Here is a 14,807-nt window from a genome sequence, read left to right as displayed (position 1 = left end):
GCACGATCAAGCTAAGGTCGATGAAATGAGCGTGCCTGCAGCGAATCCGCGACCTGACCGTGAAATCGAACGTGTGCTTGCCGTGGTCGCCCACCCGGACGACATCGACTTCGCAGCGGCCGGCACGGTCGCGTCGTGGACCAAAGCGGGGATCGAGGTGCACTACTGCGTCGTCACGGACGGTCAGGAGGGCGGCTTCGAGCCGGAGCGAGACCGGGCCGACATCCCAGCCGTACGCCGAGCCGAGCAGACAGCGGCCGCGGAACACGTCGGCGTCACCGATCTGCACTTCCTCGGGTACGCCGATGGCGCTGTCGACCCCACTCGGGAGCTGGTCCGCGACATCGTCCGGGTGATCCGGCAGGTCCGCCCGCAGCGGGTGATCAGCTCCTCCCCGGAGCGGAACTGGGAGCGTCTGCAGGTCTCACACCCCGACCACCTGGCCGCCGGTGAGGCAACGCTCCGCGCCTGCTACCCCGCGGCCGGCAACCCGTACGCCTTCACCGAGCTCACCGAAGCGGCATGGGACGTCAACGAGCTCTGGCTGGTCGAACATCCGGAGGTGAACCACTACGTCGACATCACCGACACCATCGACCAGAAGATCGCCGCGCTGCTCTCCCACACCAGCCAGCACCGCAACCCCGACGACCTGGCTGCCCGGATGCGTCAGCTCGCCCAGCGCCGCGCTGGCCTCGCGGGCTTGCCGAAAACCAGTTACGCCGAGCCCTTCACCGTGATCCGATGGGGCATATGACACTCGCGTACGACGTCCACGGCGACGGCCCGCCGCTCCTCCTGGTCCACGCCGGCGTGGCCGACCGCCGGATGTGGCAGCCACAGGTCGCCGAGCTCCAGCAGACCCACCGCGTGATCGCGGTCGACCTCCGCGGCTACGGCGACAGCCCGATCGCACCGGAGTACTCCGATGCCGACGACGTCCTCAACGTCCTGGACGAGCTCGGCGTCGACGAGGTCACCGCCGTCGGCGCCTCGTTCGGCGGCTACGTCGTCCAGCAGGCAGCCAGCAGCCAGCCGGCTCGCTTCAACCGCCTCGTCCTGCTCTGCGCGCCCACCGACAACGTCGAACCGGACGACGCCCTGCGCGCGCTCTGGGCCGAGGAGAACCGCCTCCTCGAAGCCGGTGACGTCGATGCCGCCACTCAGCTCAACGTCGACCGCTGGCTGGGCCCCGAAGCCGACGAGCAGGCGCGCGAACTCCTGCACACCATGCAGAAACGCGCCTTCGAGCTTCAGCTCCCGGCCTGCGACGTCGACAACCGGGAACACCCGATCACGCCGGAGCAGATCAGCGCACCGACCCGCGTCATCACCGGCGCCCACGACTTCCGGTTCTTCGCCGACAGCGCGGCGTACCTGCTCGACCGCCTCCCGAAGGCGGAACGAATCGACCTCCCCTGGGCGGGCCATTTACCCACCCTGGAGAGGCCGTCCGAAGCCTTGCGGCTGATGCTCTAGTCGGCGAGGGCGCCCATCGGGTCCCAGGCGGGGAGCACGATCGGCGTCTCGTCGAGGCGGGCCTGCAGCTCGGCGGGGAGCGCGGACCGGCGGACGGCGATCTCGAAGACGTGCTCGCCGTACCAGGAGTCGTTCATGGTCCAGAAGCCCGAGTCCGCCTTCTCGTCACCCCAGCTGTTCTCGACCCGCCAGCGGCGCGGCTCGCCGTCGACGAGGTCGACGCCGGTGAAGAGCATCGCATGCGTCATCAGGGTCTCGTGGTGCAGCAGCCGCTCGGCCTTGTTCAGCGTGAACGCGGTGTCGTAGATCGAGCCGTAGTCGTAGAGCTTGGCGTCCCAGTAGCCCAGGTCGGCGTTCATCTGCTTGCCGACGTCACAGCCGAACCAGACCGGCTCGCCGCCGACGATCGCGTCCTGGGTGAGCTTCTTCATCAGCTCGATCTCGACGTTCAGGTAGGTGACCGGCGGGGCGTCGATCACGTTGCCGAGGTAGTCGACGGTGAAGGTCTTGCCGACCGGGCTCGACTCCCGCGGGTCGTGCACGAGACAGACGTACTCGTCGAGCGGCACCTGGACGTACGCCGCCGCGAACTCGGCCGGCGTCGTCCAGCCGTCGCGGTGGAAGCCCTTGTCGCTGTCCTTCCACTGCCACAGGAACTTCTGCGGCGGCGTGCCGAGGTGGATGCTGAGCACGCGGTGGATGGTGGTGAGCAGCTCGCGCTTACGCTCGCGGCGCGCCTCGTCACCCTCGATCGCGCGCAGGTCGCGGGCGCCCTGGCGGAGCAGCTTGCGGAGCGTGTCGTTCATCTGGGCGCTGGCCGAGGAGCTCTCGGTCTCCGGCATCGCGGTCTTCGGCACCAGGCCGTGTTTGCGGACCAGCGCGACGAACATGTTCCACTGGCCGCCGTCGCCGATCGGGTCGGACAGCAGGTGCGCCACCGTCCGGTCGTCGACATCGCGGCCGGCGGTCTCGATGATCGCCTCGAGGAAGAAGTTCGAGCGCTCGAACTTGTCCCAGAAGAACAGGTAGTTCTGGGAGAACTCGAAGTCCTTCACGCCGAGCTTCTCGGCCGCGCCGGCGCGCAGCAGATTCAGCCCGGCGAACAACCAGCAACGCCCGCTCTTCTTCTGGCTGGTGACCTTCCAGTCGTCCAGCAGATCGGAGACCGAATGGTCGATGGAGGTGACGACCTGGCGGTCGAGGGCGAGGTTGGCGACCGGCGTCTGCGTGACGGCGTTCTGCATCACCCGGTACTGCGGGTTCGACGCGAACTCCTTCTCGAAGAGCGCGAGCTGTTCGGGGGTGAGATTCCGCTCCATAACCATCGACGGTATCTCAGCCGCCAACCCCGTAGCGCCGCGCCCGGGGTGGCGAATCGGTGCCCTGTCCACAACCCGCCACCCGGTTCCGGTCCGGCGTCTCAGTCGATGAGACCGCGCTGGTACGCCCGCACCAGCGCCCGCGGCACCCGCAGCTGTTTGCCGTCCACCACAATCGGCACCAGCTCGACCGGCGCGGCCTTCCACTGGGCCCGCCGCTTACGGGTGTTGGACCTGGACATCTTGCGCTTCGGAACGGCCATGGAGCTATGCTAAATGAAAATGACTTTCAACACCAAAGGAGCTCGATCGATGGCACGACGTCCCGCGCCGGGCGCCAAGCGCAAACCCAAGCAGAACCCGCTCGACCGGGACGGCATCACGGTCGTCGACTACAAGGACACCGCGCTGCTGCGGAAGTTCATCTCCGACCGCGGCAAGATCCGCTCCCGGCGGGTGACCGGACTCACCGTCCAGCAGCAGAAGCAGGTCGCGCGGGCGATCAAGAACGCCCGCGAGATGGCGCTCCTGCCCTACACCTCGACCAACCGCTGACTCACCAGAAGACCGCGATGGCGGCGTTGGCCGCGGTCAGGCCGCCGATCGCGAAGAACATTCCCCGGGTCAGCGCCGGCTTCTTGCGGTAGGCGAACACCACCCCGGTGATCACCAGAACGACGAGCAGCTTCACGCCGATCTTGGCGTTGTTCACGGTGAAGTCGTCGTCCTTGATCCCGGACGCGAGCCCGACCAGCAGGACGCCGGTCACCAGCTGCGTCAGCGCGCCGTGCAGCATCGCCGCATTCACCACCGGCGCCTTCGCCTTCAGCTGGGTGAAGAACCCGCCGAACAGCGACGCGAACCCGATCAAGTGCAGAAACGTCAGCAGTTGGTGCACGAAGTCCATGCGGTCAGCCTAGTGCTGGCGCGGGAGCGTCAGACCAGGCGGCGGTCGGTGGCCCAGCGGGTGAGCTCGTGGCGGTTGGAGAGCTGCAGCTTGCGCAGGACCGAGGAGACGTGGGTCTCGACGGTCTTCACCGAGATGAACAGCTCGCGGGCCACCTCCTTGTAGGCGTAGCCGCGGGCGATCAGCCGCAGCACCTCGCGCTCGCGCTGCGACAGCCGGTCCAGGTCCTCGTCGACGGACGAGATGTCGATCGCGCCGGAGAAGGCGTCGAGCACGAAGCCGGCCAGCCGCGGCGAGAACACCGCGTCGCCCTCGGCCACCCGGTTGATCGCGTCGACCAGCTCGGCGCCGCTGATGTTCTTGGTCACGTAGCCGCGCGCGCCGCCGCGGATCACGCCGATCACGTCCTCGGCGGCGTCCGACACCGACAGCGCCAGGAACTTGATCTCCGGGTGCCGCTGGTGCACCTGCTTCATCACCTCGGTGCCACCGCCGCCGGGCAGGTGGACGTCGAGGAGGACGACATCCGGCTCGGCGGCGACGATCGCCTTCACCGCGCTGTCGACGTCCGCTCCCTCGCCGACGATGTCGACCGAGGCGCCGATCTCACTGCGCACCCCGGCCCGGAACATGTCGTGATCGTCGATGACGACAACGCGCCTGCTGCTCATCTGTCCATCTCCAGTCGCACTTCGGTGCCAGTCTCCGGATCGGACCGCACTGTCGCGCGGCCGCCGTGCCGTTCCATTCTGCCCATCACACTGTGCCGCAACCCGAGGCGGTCATCGGGGACGCCGTCCACGTCGAACCCCTTGCCCCGGTCGCGGACGAACATCTCCACGCGGTCGCCGTCCACCTCGACGAACACGTCGATCTTGGCCGCACCGGAGTGCTTGGCCGCGTTCACCATCGACTCCCGCGCCGCGCGGACCATCGCCGACAGCTGCTCGCTCAGCTCGCAGTCGCCGACGGTCACCACCTCGATCGGCACGCCGTGCGAGTCCTCGACCTCGGCCGCGGCGCGTTTGGCGGCGCCGGCGATCGTCTGGTCGGTGCGGTCGTCCTCGTCGTACAGCCAGGACCGCAGCTCACGCTCTTGGGAGCGGGCGAGCGTTGCGACCGCTCTGGGATCGTTGGCTTGCTTCTGGATCAATGCGAGCGTCTGAAGGACGGAGTCGTGCAGGTGGGCGGCCATGTCGGCCCGCTCCTGCGAACGGATCCGCTCCGCGCGTTCGGCGTTCAGATCGCGAGTCAGCCGGTGCACCCACGGACCGGCGATCACACCGAGGCCGACGACCGCTAGTAGTAATGCGATTAGTACGTCGCCTACCTGCGACAGGCGGCCGTTCTGCACCAGGAAGACAGTCACGGCGGTGCCGATCAGCACCAGGCCGACGACGATCCGGACCAGTGACTTCCAGCCGCCCTTGCCGAGTAGTACGCCGAGGACGGGGACTTTGACGCCCTTCGTCCACTCGTTGCGCTGCCCCTCGTCCGCCTGCCGCCAGATCAGCGCCAGACCGGTGCCCGCGAAGACCAGCGGCCAGAACATCGTCCCGGCGATCCCCACGTTGGCGACCTTCAACAGCAACAGCACACCGAACCCGACGACCACCAGAGCGGTCACCTGCCCGTGGCTCTTCTCCCGCTTCTGCGCCCGAGCCTCAGCCACCGGAGGCGGCGGCTCGTCCGACCGCATCCCACTCCGCGTATGCGCAGCCAAACCCGGCGCCGCCGGCACCCCCGGCGTCCCCAACGGCATCAGAAACCACAACGCCGCATAAATCAGTACGCCGAACCCACCAAAAATCGTGGTCGCAATCAGCACCAGCCGCACAACTGTGTCCGAAACCCCCAGGTGGTCCGCCACACCCCCCGCAACCCCAGCAACCACCCGCCCCTCAGTCCGCCGATAAGCCCGCCGAACCGGCGGCAACCCGCCGTGCGCCCCAGCACCACCCGCGCCCGCGGCACCGCCGCCGTAGGCGGCTCCCGGCCCGGCGGCACCGCCGCCGTAGGCCCCCGGCCCGGCTCCAGCTGTTCCCGGCGCACCGGCATAGCCGGCGCCTCCCGGCGCACCCGCCGCCCCGCCCAACCCGGCCGGCCCTCGTCCGACACCAGGCTCACCGGAGCCGGCCTGCGGCCCACCGCGACCACCTAGCCCGCCGGGCAGTCCGCCGTTGCGGGCGGCGTACGCGGCGTACGGCCCTTGGTATTGGCTTGGCCCCGCAGGCCCCCACCCCTTGTAGCGCCAGGGCGACTCGCTCTGCTGCGACTCGTCCGGCGCAGGGGTGGCCTCGGGTGGGGCTCCGGTGTCGGAGGTCCCGCCCGTGGGCGCGGCGGAAGCTGGCTGGCTCATCACCACGATCGTCACATGCCGACCGGGCCGACACCAGCAGGCTTCTCCCCGGCCGGCTCCTCAAGCGGCCGCGGACGACGCTCAGGGTCGGTTCGGGGTGATCCCCGAGGTCGGCCCACCCCGACCGCGGATCCGGGGGTTCCCCGATGTCGCCGGACGCCGGAACGCGGCAGTATCGATGCCATGGAGCAGAACTCGACTGGACCCGCTGGGTTCGACCGCAGCCGCCTGCAGAACATGCAGTGGCTGCGCAGCCGGTCGGACCGGATGCTCGCCGGCGTCTGCGGCGGGATCGGCCGCTCCCTCGGTATCGACCCGGTGCTGATCCGCGTGGTGATGGCCGTGCTGATCCTCAGCGGCCCCGGCGTCATCTTCTACATCGCCGCCTGGGTCCTGATGCCCGACGAGGCGACCGACCGCTCGGCCGCGCAGGGCCTGCTCGGCGACCGGATCCGCCCGGACCACCCGTGGGTAGGCCCGATCGTGGTCGGCGCGGCGGTCTTCACGGCGATCGCGGTGATGTCGTCGTTCAACTTCGGCCGCTTCCTCCCCGGCCCGGTCATCGTGCTCGCCGTGATCTGGCTGGTCGCCCGGAGCCGCAAGGGCCGCAGTCCCAGTCCCAGCGCCCAGTGGGCCCCGGCTCCGCAGCCCGCGACCGGCGGTCCGGCAACTGGTGTGCAGGACACACCACCTCCGACCGGCCCGTCGGCAACCTCGACGGGTCCGTCGTCCTCGGCCCCGCAGCGTCCACAGGACCGCACCGTCGCACCGGTCCAGCCTGTGTGGACCGAGGACGACCCCCTCGGCTTGTACGTCGACGAACCACCAGCCCCGGCTGTCACCAGACCGGCCGAGCCGCCGGTCAAGGGCGTCCGCGGGCTGAAGTCGATCATCGTGCTGCTCACCGGCGCCACGATCGGCATCGGAGCGATCGCGGGGCTGTCGACCCCGAACATGCTGCTGCTGGGTATCGCCGTCCTCGGCCTGGGCATGCTGTTCGGCGGTTTCGCCGGCCGGACGGCGGCCCTGCTGCCGCTCGGTCTGCTGCTGGCCGCCGGAGTGGCCGCGAGCACGCTGTTCCCGAACGTCCCGAAGAACCTCGCGGACGTGAACCTGGTCGCCCCGGCCGGGCAGGTGATCGGCGCGACCGGGACGTCGTACACCTTCGAGGCCGGCACCGTGCACCTCGACCTGACCAAGGCGACGTTCGGGCCGGGTGCGAAGGTCGACGTCCACGGCCGGGCGGGTGACGTGCTGATCAAACTGCCGAAGGACGTCGACGTCGTCGGCCAGCTGGACGCCGATCTCGGCGACGTGAACGGGCTCGGCCAGAGCCGCAGCGGGCACAACGCGACCCTCCGGCTGGACGACCTGGGCGCCGACCGCGCCGCCGGCCCGGCCAAGGTCACCCTGGACCTGGACCTCAAACTCGGCTCGATCAAGGTGGAACGCGGATGAAGAAGCCGAAACCCGATATCTCCGGGATCATCGCCGGCACCGTGCTGTCCGGCGGCGCGACGATCTGGTTCCTGAACGAGCAGGGCGTCCTGCAGACCAAGGACCTCGGCCTCACCGGCGCCCTCCTGCTGCTCGCCGCCGGCGCCGTCGGCCTGGCCGCCGCCCACCGCGGCTGAGCGGTCCGACCAACCGGTAAGTTAGGCTGTTGCGCGCTCATCGGGCTCCCGGTGGGCAAGTTACCCGAGGGGTCCGGGTGCAGCGGGTCCCGTGGTCACAGGAGTATCCGATGGTGCGCGGCACCGTGAAGTGGTTCAACGCCGACAAGGGTTACGGCTTTCTCGCCGTCGACGGCCAGGACGACGTCTTCGTCCACTGGAGCAAGATCGTCACCGACGGCTACAAGACCCTCGAAGACGGCCAGCCCGTCGAATTCGACATCATCGACGGCCCGAAAGGCCGCGAAGCCGAAGCAGTCACCGCCGTCTGAAGGCTGCACACAGCTCGGACCAGCCACGCGGCACCTCGCCCGGCCCTCCACTCACCCACGCTCGACACCGCGCTGCCCGACGGCACCGGTTCCCCTGAGAGGCCGCGAAGCCGAAGCCGTCACCGCCGTCTGACGGCTGCACATAGCTCGGACCAGCCACGCGGCACCTCGCCCGGCCCTCCACTCACCCACGCTCGACACCGCGCTGCCCGACGGCACTGGTTCCCCTGAGAGGCCGCGAAGCCGAAGCAGTCACCGCCGTCTGACGGCGCGGGGTTTCCGGCCTGCGGCGCCGGACGGTAACCGGTAACCTGACCACCTCACCGTGGGAGGGGTTCCAGACGTGACTGAGCCGGTACACGTGATCCGCAGGCTCGAGAAGGCACTGACCGACCACGACTTCACGTGGTCGCTGGTGCTGACCGGTGAGGATCAGACCGACAAGCTCGCGACACTGACCGCCGACCTGCGCGGCCCGGTCTCGACCACCGGCGACGGCAAGCAGATCACCTCCGGCTTCTCCTACTGGGGGATCGGCCCGACGATCGCCTGGGCGAACGCGACCAGCGACCCGTTCTACCTGGTGATGAAGGCCGGCACGGAGTCCTTCCTGCGGCACTGGCGCAAGGTCCGGCCGCATCTCGACAAGGGCGGCTACCACTTCGTCAGCCTCGGCATCGGCACCGGTGTCAAGGACCGGACGATCCTCGAGGACCTGCGCCGCAGCAACCCGAACATGTTCTACGTCCCGGTCGACATGAGCTCGGAGATGCTCCGGCTCGGCACCGTGGAGCCGGTCCGCAGCGCCCGGTTCCCGATCGAGCAGGTGCTACCGGTCCAGCTCGACTTCTCGCTGGCCCACAACATGAAAGAGCTCGGCCAGATGCTCGGCCGGCTGGTCGACGACGAGCCGCTGCTCTACACCCTGACCGGTAACACCCTGGCCAACTTCGAGGACGACGAGGACCTGCTGCGCCTCATCGCCCAGGCGCTCCGCCCGCAGGACCGCCTGCTCCTGGAGGTCGCCAGTACGACGCGCCTCGACCAGGCCAGCGCGGACGCCGCCGCCGACGAGTACCACCAGACGCGCGCTTTCGCGGAGTTCGTGACCAGCGCGCTGCGCTACAACACCGACCTCAAGATCGAGAACGAGCGGGTCAAGTTCGTCGGCGAGATCGAGGACGACGACGCGCTGCTGGTGAAGATCCTCTGGCAGAACGACACCGACGCCGAGATCCGGATGGGCCTGCCCGACCACACCGAGGTCCCGCTGCCGGTCGGCGACACGATCCGCCTCTACACCACCCGCAAGTACTCCACCGCTCGCCTGAAGCGGCTGACGACGGCCTGCAAGCTGACGCCGGTCGAGGCGATCCAGTCCCAGTTCCGCTACCAGCGCCGGCCGAACCCGTTCGGCCTGGAGCTGTTGCTGCTCGCGCCGGAGGGCGCCGAGGAGGCCGACCACACCCTGGCCGACGACATCTGGGCGCGATGAGATCGCGGTGGGCGGCGTCCCGGCGGACGATCGTCACCGTCGTCAGCTACGGGCTTCTCGGCCTGGCCTTCGTGCTCGGCGTGATCTGGTTCTTCTGGCCGGAGAACTCCCGCTGGGAGCCGGCCGTGAACTCCTTGACCCTGGTCGCCGGGCTGGCCGGCATCTTCGTCGAGCGGCTCACCGCTGAAGCAGAGCGACGTACCGAAGTACTGCGAGCCGTCGCGCGCGAGCTGCAGGAGAACACCCGGCTCCTGGACGACGACCGCTTCTCGCCGCAGGCTCCGAACACCCGGCAGGTGTACCCGCGGCTGGTGGTCTCGGCCGTCGACTCGGCGCTCGGCTCCGGCGCGATCGGCCTGCATCGGGACGCCGAGCTGGTCAGCATGCTGCATCGCTGGCGGGACACCGTCCACCTCTTCAACCGCCGCCTCGACCTGACCGAGATCAGCACCTTCTCCGCGTCGGCGTCCGCCGTCGAGCTGGCTGCCTTCCACCGCGCCCTGCACCGGCCGGACAGCTTCTTCGCCGTCACCCGCAAGCAGCTGACGGACCTGATCCCCAAGGTGCCTCAGGTCTAACGGGCACGGCCGTAATCGAGCCGTTCCTGCCAGAAGCGGCAATCCGCGCTGAGCCGTTGACTTCGCCACGGCTTCGGCGCTTACTTTCGGACAGGACCGTAAATACGGCACCCCCGGAGGCAATCGCATGCGATCATTCCGCCCGCTCCTGGCCCTGGTAGTCGCGACCGCTCTGGTCATCGCGCCGACTGCCCCCACCGCTTCCGGCGGCTCGCCACCGCGAGCCGAGGCGGTGTCGCTCGGCGTCCCGCTGTCCGACGTCCTGTTGATCGGCGGCACCGTCGCCCGCGGCCCGAACGGGCAGACCGCGATCTGGAACATCTCGGCCGGCGCCCCGGCGTACCTGAACGCGATCAACCCGGTGAACGGCGCCAGCCTGCTGTCCGTTCCGCTGCCGGGCGCCGAGGGCAGCTACACCGTGGTCGCCACCCCCGACGGCACGATGTACGTCGGCACCTACAACAACGGTCATCTCTATCGGCTCCGCCCCGGCGCGACCTCCGTCGAGGATCTCGGCCGCCCGCTGGCCAGCGAGTCGTTCATCTGGGCGCTCACCACCGACGAGCAGGGCAATGTGTACGGCGGCACCTATCCCGGCGGCCGGATGTTCCGCTTCGACCACACCACCGGCGCGATCCGCGACTACGGGAAGGTGCTCGCCAGCCAGCCGTACGTGAAATCCATCGGCTACGCGAACGGCAAGATCTACACCGGATCGCTCCCGGACGCGCACATCATGGAGATCGACGCCGCGACCGGCGCGAAGACCGAGCTGCCGTCGCCGCCGAACCTCGGCGACCCGCTGCTCAAGTCGGTCTACGACCTCAGCGTCCGGGCCGGCCGGGTCTACATCCGGGTCGGCGGCGCGTTCCCGATGCCGATGTACGTCTGGGACATCGCGTCCCGCACCTGGGTCGACGAGATCCCGCTCGCACACGGCCTGGACATCTCGCCGGTCGGCGCGAACGGCGAGCTCTACTTCATCCAGGCGAGTGAGCTGCGTGAGTACGACCCGGCCACCAAGACCCTGACCGGGACCGGCCTGAGGTTCACCGGCCGGATCCAGAACGCGCGCTCGATCGGGTTCGCCGAGCTCGGCCTGCCCGACTACCCCGGCACCAGCGTGGTCGGCACGCTGTGGCGTGGCGAGGAGTTCCGGTACAACCCCCAGACAGGCAAGTCGGAGATCTTCCTGACCGACGTCCGCCGGGAGCCGATCGAGATCTTGGCGCTATCGGGTGGCGACAAGTTGATCTACACCGGCGGCTACCTGAACGGCGGGGTCACGGCGACCGATCCGAAGACCGGGGTGGGTCAGTTCAACCGCTTCTCGCAGACCGAAGCCATCCTGGAGGCCGCCGACGGCCGGGTCTGGATCGGGACGTATCCCGAGGCCCGGCTCTATTCGTACAACCCCGCCCAGGCCTGGAGCAGCCCGGAGTACGCGCCCGGCCCGCCTGGGTCGCCGGACAATCCGAAACTCGCGGTCAACCTCAAACCCGTGCTGCAGATGCGCGCCCGGGCGCTGGTCGAGGTGAACGGCAAGATCGCGGTCGGCACCGTCCCGGACGGCGATCGGCTGGGCGGGGCACTGGCCATCCACGACCCGCGCACCGGTGAGACGGCGTCGTACCGCAACGTCGTCCAGGACGAGAGCGTGTTCGGGCTGACCGCGCGCCAAGGCATCGTCTACGGCGGCACCTCGATCACCGGCGGCCTCGGGACGACGAAGCCCACCCGCGAGTCCGGCACGGTCTTCGCCTGGGACGTCGCCCGCGGCGTGAAACTGTGGGAATCGGTACCGGTGCCCAAGGCACCGACCGTGTCGTCGGTGACCTTCGGCCCGGACGGCCGGCTGTGGGGCGTGGCCAGTAAAACCGTGTTCGAGTTGGACCCTCGTCATGGGACAGTGCTGAGGTCCTTCGCCCTGGGGACGACGACCGCCACCGGTGACATCGTCGCGACCCGGGACGGGGTGTACGTCAGCATCGACCTGAACAAGATCTACCGGATCGCGCCCGGCCGCTGGCAGACGCCGAAGCTGTACCTGGAGCACCCGCATCGACGGCTCGCCGTCCAGGGTGGCCAGCGGCTGGTCTTCAGCAACGGGCCCGAACTGTTCCGAGTCGATATCGGGCGTTGACAGCAGAAAATCCTTCCTATTACTTTCGGTCCTGACCGTTATTGGGTCACTCAACTTTTCGCCCCTCCCGGGCATTTGGGGGTTGTGATGAAATCCACCGTTCGCCGCGTCGCGGCGCCACTCACAGCACTTGTCCTCACCGCCGCGCTGGCCGCCTGCGGCGACAGCGGCGGCTCCGGCTCCGAGAAGCAGGCCGTCACCCTCTGGATGTATCCGGTGATCGCCGACCAGGCCGCGAGTACGGCGTACTGGGAGAAGGTCGAGAAGGACTTCGAGGCCGCGAACACCGACGTCGACCTCAAACTCGAGATGCAGCCCTGGGACAAACGCGACGAGAAACTCGCCACCGCGTTCGCCGGCCGTAAGGGCCCGGACGTCGTCCTGCAGATCCCCGACCAGTTGCCGCAGTACGTCAAGAACGGCTCGCTGGAGCCGATCGACGACGTCGTCGAGGCCGACAAGGCGAAGTTCCTGCCGAACTCGATCCCGGGCCTGACCGTCGACGGCAAGGTGTACGCCGCGCCGATCTACCAGACCGTCACCACCACCATCTACAACAAGACCGTGCTGACCAAGGCCGGGATCGCCAAACCGCCCGCCACCTGGGACGAGATCAAGGCGGCCGCGCCGAAGATCAAGGCCGCGGGTTTCTCGACCCTCGACTACTCCGCCTCGCCGGAGACCACGCTGAACCTGAACTTCTACCCGCTGCTCTGGCAGGCCGGCGGCAAGGTCTTCGCCGATGACGGCAAGACGGTCGCCTTCAACCAGCCGCCGGGGGTCGAGGCGCTGACCTTCCTGAAGACGCTGTTCGACGAGGGCGCGATCCCGAAGAGCGCGCTGACCAACGCGAACGCGATCGACAACCAGCCGCTCGGCAAGGGCACCGTCGCGATGGCCTTCACCGCGACCCCGGCGAACGCCGCGACCGCGGCCAAGACCTGGGGCGCGGGCAACCTCGAGGTCGGGACGCCGCTGACCGGCGCCAAGCAGGTCGGCTACGGCATCCCCGGCGGCCTTGCGGTGAACGCGGCCTCGGAGAATGTCGGCGCCGCGAAGAAGTTCGTGTCGTTCATGATCCAGCCCGCACAGATGCAGGCGCTGAGCAAGGCGACCGGCTACTTCACCCCGCGCACCGACGCGACGGCCGAGATCGCCGACCCGACCGCGCAGAAGTTCGCGGACTCGCTGCAGTACGCCTTCCCCGGGGAGCCGAACACGGCGGCCCGGCAGGTGATGTCACTGCTCGCGGTGGAGATCCAGGCCGTTCTGACCGGTAAGAAGGCACCGCAGCAGGCCCTCGACGACGCGGCCAAGCAGGCCAACGCCCTCCTGGGCCGATGAGATGACCGAGGTCGGCGTCGGCCGGAGCTCCCGCGCCCGGACGCCACGTCCCGCGCCGCTCAGGGGGCGGCACGGTCCGCGGCGCCGGGCGTGGGTCGGGCTGGTGTTCGTGGCACCGATGCTGTTGCTGTTCCTGGCCTTCCGGTTCCTGCCGGTGGTCGGAGCGCTCTGGCTCTCGCTGACCGACTACCGGCTCAGCGGGCGCTGGAAGTTCATTGCCTTCGACAACTACACCAGGCTGGTCACGGACTCCGTGTTCCACCAGAGCCTGCTGGTCACGCTGACCTACACCCTCATCTTCGTTCCACTGACGGTGCTCATCTCGCTGGGCACCGCCATGTTGCTGCACCAGGTGGTCTGGCGTCGCGGGTTCTTCCGCGGTGTCTTCTTCCTCCCCTACGTGACCAGCATCGTGCTGGCCGCGGTGATCTGGCGCTGGATCTACGACGTCGAGGACGGCCTGCTGAACGCCGTCCTCGGCCTCGCCGGCATCGGCCCGGTCGACTTCCTCGGCGATTCCGGATCGGTGCTCGCGTCGATCGCGGTGACGTCGGCCTGGAAGGGGTTCGGCTACTCGATGCTGATCCTGCTCGCCGGGCTGCAGGCCGTCCCGGCGTCCTACCTGGAGGCCGCGCAGATCGACGGCGCCTCGGCCTGGCAGCGGTTCCGCTACATCACGCTGCCGCAGCTGCGGCCGGTGCTGTTCTTCGTGCTGGTGATCGAAACGATCGGCTCGTTCCAGGTCTTCGACGCGATGTACGTGATGACCGGCGGCGGGCCGGTCCGCTCCAGCTACTCGCTCGTCTACTTCCTCTACGACAGCGGTTTCAAGTACTTCGACTTCGGTTACGCCAGCGCGATCGGGATCGCGCTCTTCCTGATCGTGCTGGTGATCTCGCTGATCCAGCGCCGCCTCGTCGGGAGGGACGACTGATGGTGAACCTGCTCGACCGCCCGAAGGTACGCCGTCCGTCGAGCGCCGGCCCGTCGTCGAAGGGCTCGCGGCCGGTGGCCCGGCTGACGCTGCCGACCTTGCTGCTGCTGACCGCGATCGTGACGATCCTGCCGTTCGCGGCGATGGTGCTGGTCGCCTTCGCGCCGGACAGCGGCCAGACCTTTCCCGGCGCGTTCAACCCGTCGACCTGGACCTTCGAGAACTTCGCGCACGTGTTGTCCAGCTCGAACATCCCGCGCTGGACGCTGAACTCGCTGCTCTACTCGCTGATCTCGGTGGTCGC

The 14,807-nt window shown here is 68.7% G+C and carries 16 protein-coding genes and 1 pseudogene; 12 read left to right on the top strand and 5 right to left on the bottom strand.

The features are described from left to right. Window positions 1-25 precede the first annotated feature (25 nt). Together HPO96_RS30200 and HPO96_RS30195 are read left to right on the top strand one after the other, a co-directional pair. On the top strand, window positions 26-757 hold the full coding sequence (locus HPO96_RS30200; protein WP_171677788.1) for a PIG-L deacetylase family protein: 732 nt from the start codon (window positions 26-28) through the stop codon (window positions 755-757). Continuing rightward, window positions 745-1,479 (top strand): alpha/beta fold hydrolase, encoded by a 735-nt coding sequence (locus tag HPO96_RS30195; RefSeq protein ID WP_238355683.1) that lies wholly within the window; start codon window positions 745-747, stop codon window positions 1,477-1,479. Before HPO96_RS30200 ends, HPO96_RS30195 begins: the two co-directional genes overlap by 13 nt. On the opposite strand, the gene HPO96_RS30190 is transcribed toward HPO96_RS30195, so the two are convergent. Both HPO96_RS30190 and rpmF read right to left on the bottom strand, forming a co-directional pair. Continuing rightward, window positions 1,476-2,798 carry a C1 family peptidase gene (locus tag HPO96_RS30190; RefSeq protein WP_171677787.1) on the bottom strand — a complete coding sequence of 441 codons (1,323 nt, stop codon included), beginning with the start codon at window positions 2,796-2,798 and terminating at the stop codon, window positions 1,476-1,478. The two genes, HPO96_RS30195 and HPO96_RS30190, sit on opposite strands and share 4 nt — an antisense overlap. A gap of 101 nt (window positions 2,799-2,899) precedes the next feature. After that, window positions 2,900-3,061 carry a 50S ribosomal protein L32 gene (rpmF, locus tag HPO96_RS30185; RefSeq protein ID WP_171677786.1) on the bottom strand — a complete coding sequence of 54 codons (162 nt, stop codon included), beginning with the start codon at window positions 3,059-3,061 and terminating at the stop codon, window positions 2,900-2,902. 49 nt (window positions 3,062-3,110) lie between these two features. Here rpmF and rpsR point away from each other — a divergent pair, with 49 nt between their 5' ends. Then, a complete protein-coding gene (gene rpsR / locus HPO96_RS30180) occupies window positions 3,111-3,353 on the top strand; it encodes a 30S ribosomal protein S18 (protein WP_171677785.1) in 243 nt (80 codons plus the stop codon). 1 nt (window position 3,354) lies between these two features. On the opposite strand, the gene HPO96_RS30175 is transcribed toward rpsR, so the two are convergent. From HPO96_RS30175 to HPO96_RS30165, 3 genes are read right to left on the bottom strand one after another with little or no spacing between them, the layout of a single operon-like run. Next, on the bottom strand, window positions 3,355-3,705 hold the full coding sequence (locus tag HPO96_RS30175) for a hypothetical protein (RefSeq protein ID WP_171677784.1): 351 nt from the start codon (window positions 3,703-3,705) through the stop codon (window positions 3,355-3,357). A gap of 29 nt (window positions 3,706-3,734) precedes the next feature. Next, a complete protein-coding gene (locus HPO96_RS30170; RefSeq protein ID WP_171677783.1) occupies window positions 3,735-4,376 on the bottom strand; it encodes a response regulator in 642 nt (213 codons plus the stop codon). Next, complete coding sequence (locus HPO96_RS30165; RefSeq protein ID WP_238355682.1) at window positions 4,373-6,064, bottom strand: ATP-binding protein; 1,692 nt, start codon at window positions 6,062-6,064, stop codon at window positions 4,373-4,375. Before HPO96_RS30165 ends, HPO96_RS30170 begins: the two co-directional genes overlap by 4 nt. A gap of 183 nt (window positions 6,065-6,247) precedes the next feature. Here HPO96_RS30165 and HPO96_RS30160 point away from each other — a divergent pair, with 183 nt between their 5' ends. The 9 genes and pseudogenes from HPO96_RS30160 to HPO96_RS30120 form a co-directional block, all read left to right on the top strand. Next, window positions 6,248-7,522, top strand: a complete 1,275-nt coding sequence (locus HPO96_RS30160; RefSeq protein ID WP_171677782.1) for a PspC domain-containing protein — start codon at window positions 6,248-6,250, stop codon at window positions 7,520-7,522. Next, window positions 7,519-7,698 (top strand): hypothetical protein, encoded by a 180-nt coding sequence (locus HPO96_RS30155; protein ID WP_171677781.1) that lies wholly within the window; start codon window positions 7,519-7,521, stop codon window positions 7,696-7,698. The genes HPO96_RS30160 and HPO96_RS30155 overlap by 4 nt, the downstream gene beginning before the upstream one ends. A 110-nt stretch (window positions 7,699-7,808) precedes the next feature. Next, window positions 7,809-8,009: a cold shock domain-containing protein gene (locus HPO96_RS30150; protein ID WP_171677780.1), complete on the top strand. Its 201-nt coding sequence runs from the start codon at window positions 7,809-7,811 to the stop codon at window positions 8,007-8,009. 343 nt (window positions 8,010-8,352) lie between these two features. Further along, complete coding sequence (locus HPO96_RS30145; protein WP_171677779.1) at window positions 8,353-9,504, top strand: L-histidine N(alpha)-methyltransferase; 1,152 nt, start codon at window positions 8,353-8,355, stop codon at window positions 9,502-9,504. Further along, on the top strand, window positions 9,501-10,082 hold the full coding sequence (locus HPO96_RS30140; RefSeq protein ID WP_171677778.1) for a hypothetical protein: 582 nt from the start codon (window positions 9,501-9,503) through the stop codon (window positions 10,080-10,082). The genes HPO96_RS30145 and HPO96_RS30140 overlap by 4 nt, the downstream gene beginning before the upstream one ends. Window positions 10,083-10,209: 127 nt before the next feature. Next, complete coding sequence (locus HPO96_RS30135) at window positions 10,210-12,225, top strand: hypothetical protein (protein ID WP_171677777.1); 2,016 nt, start codon at window positions 10,210-10,212, stop codon at window positions 12,223-12,225. A gap of 87 nt (window positions 12,226-12,312) precedes the next feature. Beyond that, window positions 12,313-13,569: an ABC transporter substrate-binding protein gene (locus HPO96_RS30130; protein ID WP_171677776.1), complete on the top strand. Its 1,257-nt coding sequence runs from the start codon at window positions 12,313-12,315 to the stop codon at window positions 13,567-13,569. A gap of 1 nt (window position 13,570) precedes the next feature. After that, window positions 13,571-14,503, top strand: a complete 933-nt coding sequence (locus HPO96_RS30125; RefSeq protein WP_171677775.1) for a carbohydrate ABC transporter permease — start codon at window positions 13,571-13,573, stop codon at window positions 14,501-14,503. After that, window positions 14,503-14,807: pseudogene (locus HPO96_RS30120) on the top strand (hypothetical protein); the annotation flags it as partial. The gene HPO96_RS30125 and the pseudogene HPO96_RS30120, both read left to right, overlap by 1 nt.

Origin of the sequence: Kribbella sandramycini (assembly GCF_013131805.1) — a bacterium.
In the GTDB taxonomy this organism is placed as follows: domain Bacteria; phylum Actinomycetota; class Actinomycetes; order Propionibacteriales; family Kribbellaceae; genus Kribbella; species Kribbella sandramycini.
The sequence above is the reverse complement of the archived record's forward strand: the minus strand, read 5'-3'. Positions and strand labels throughout refer to the sequence as shown.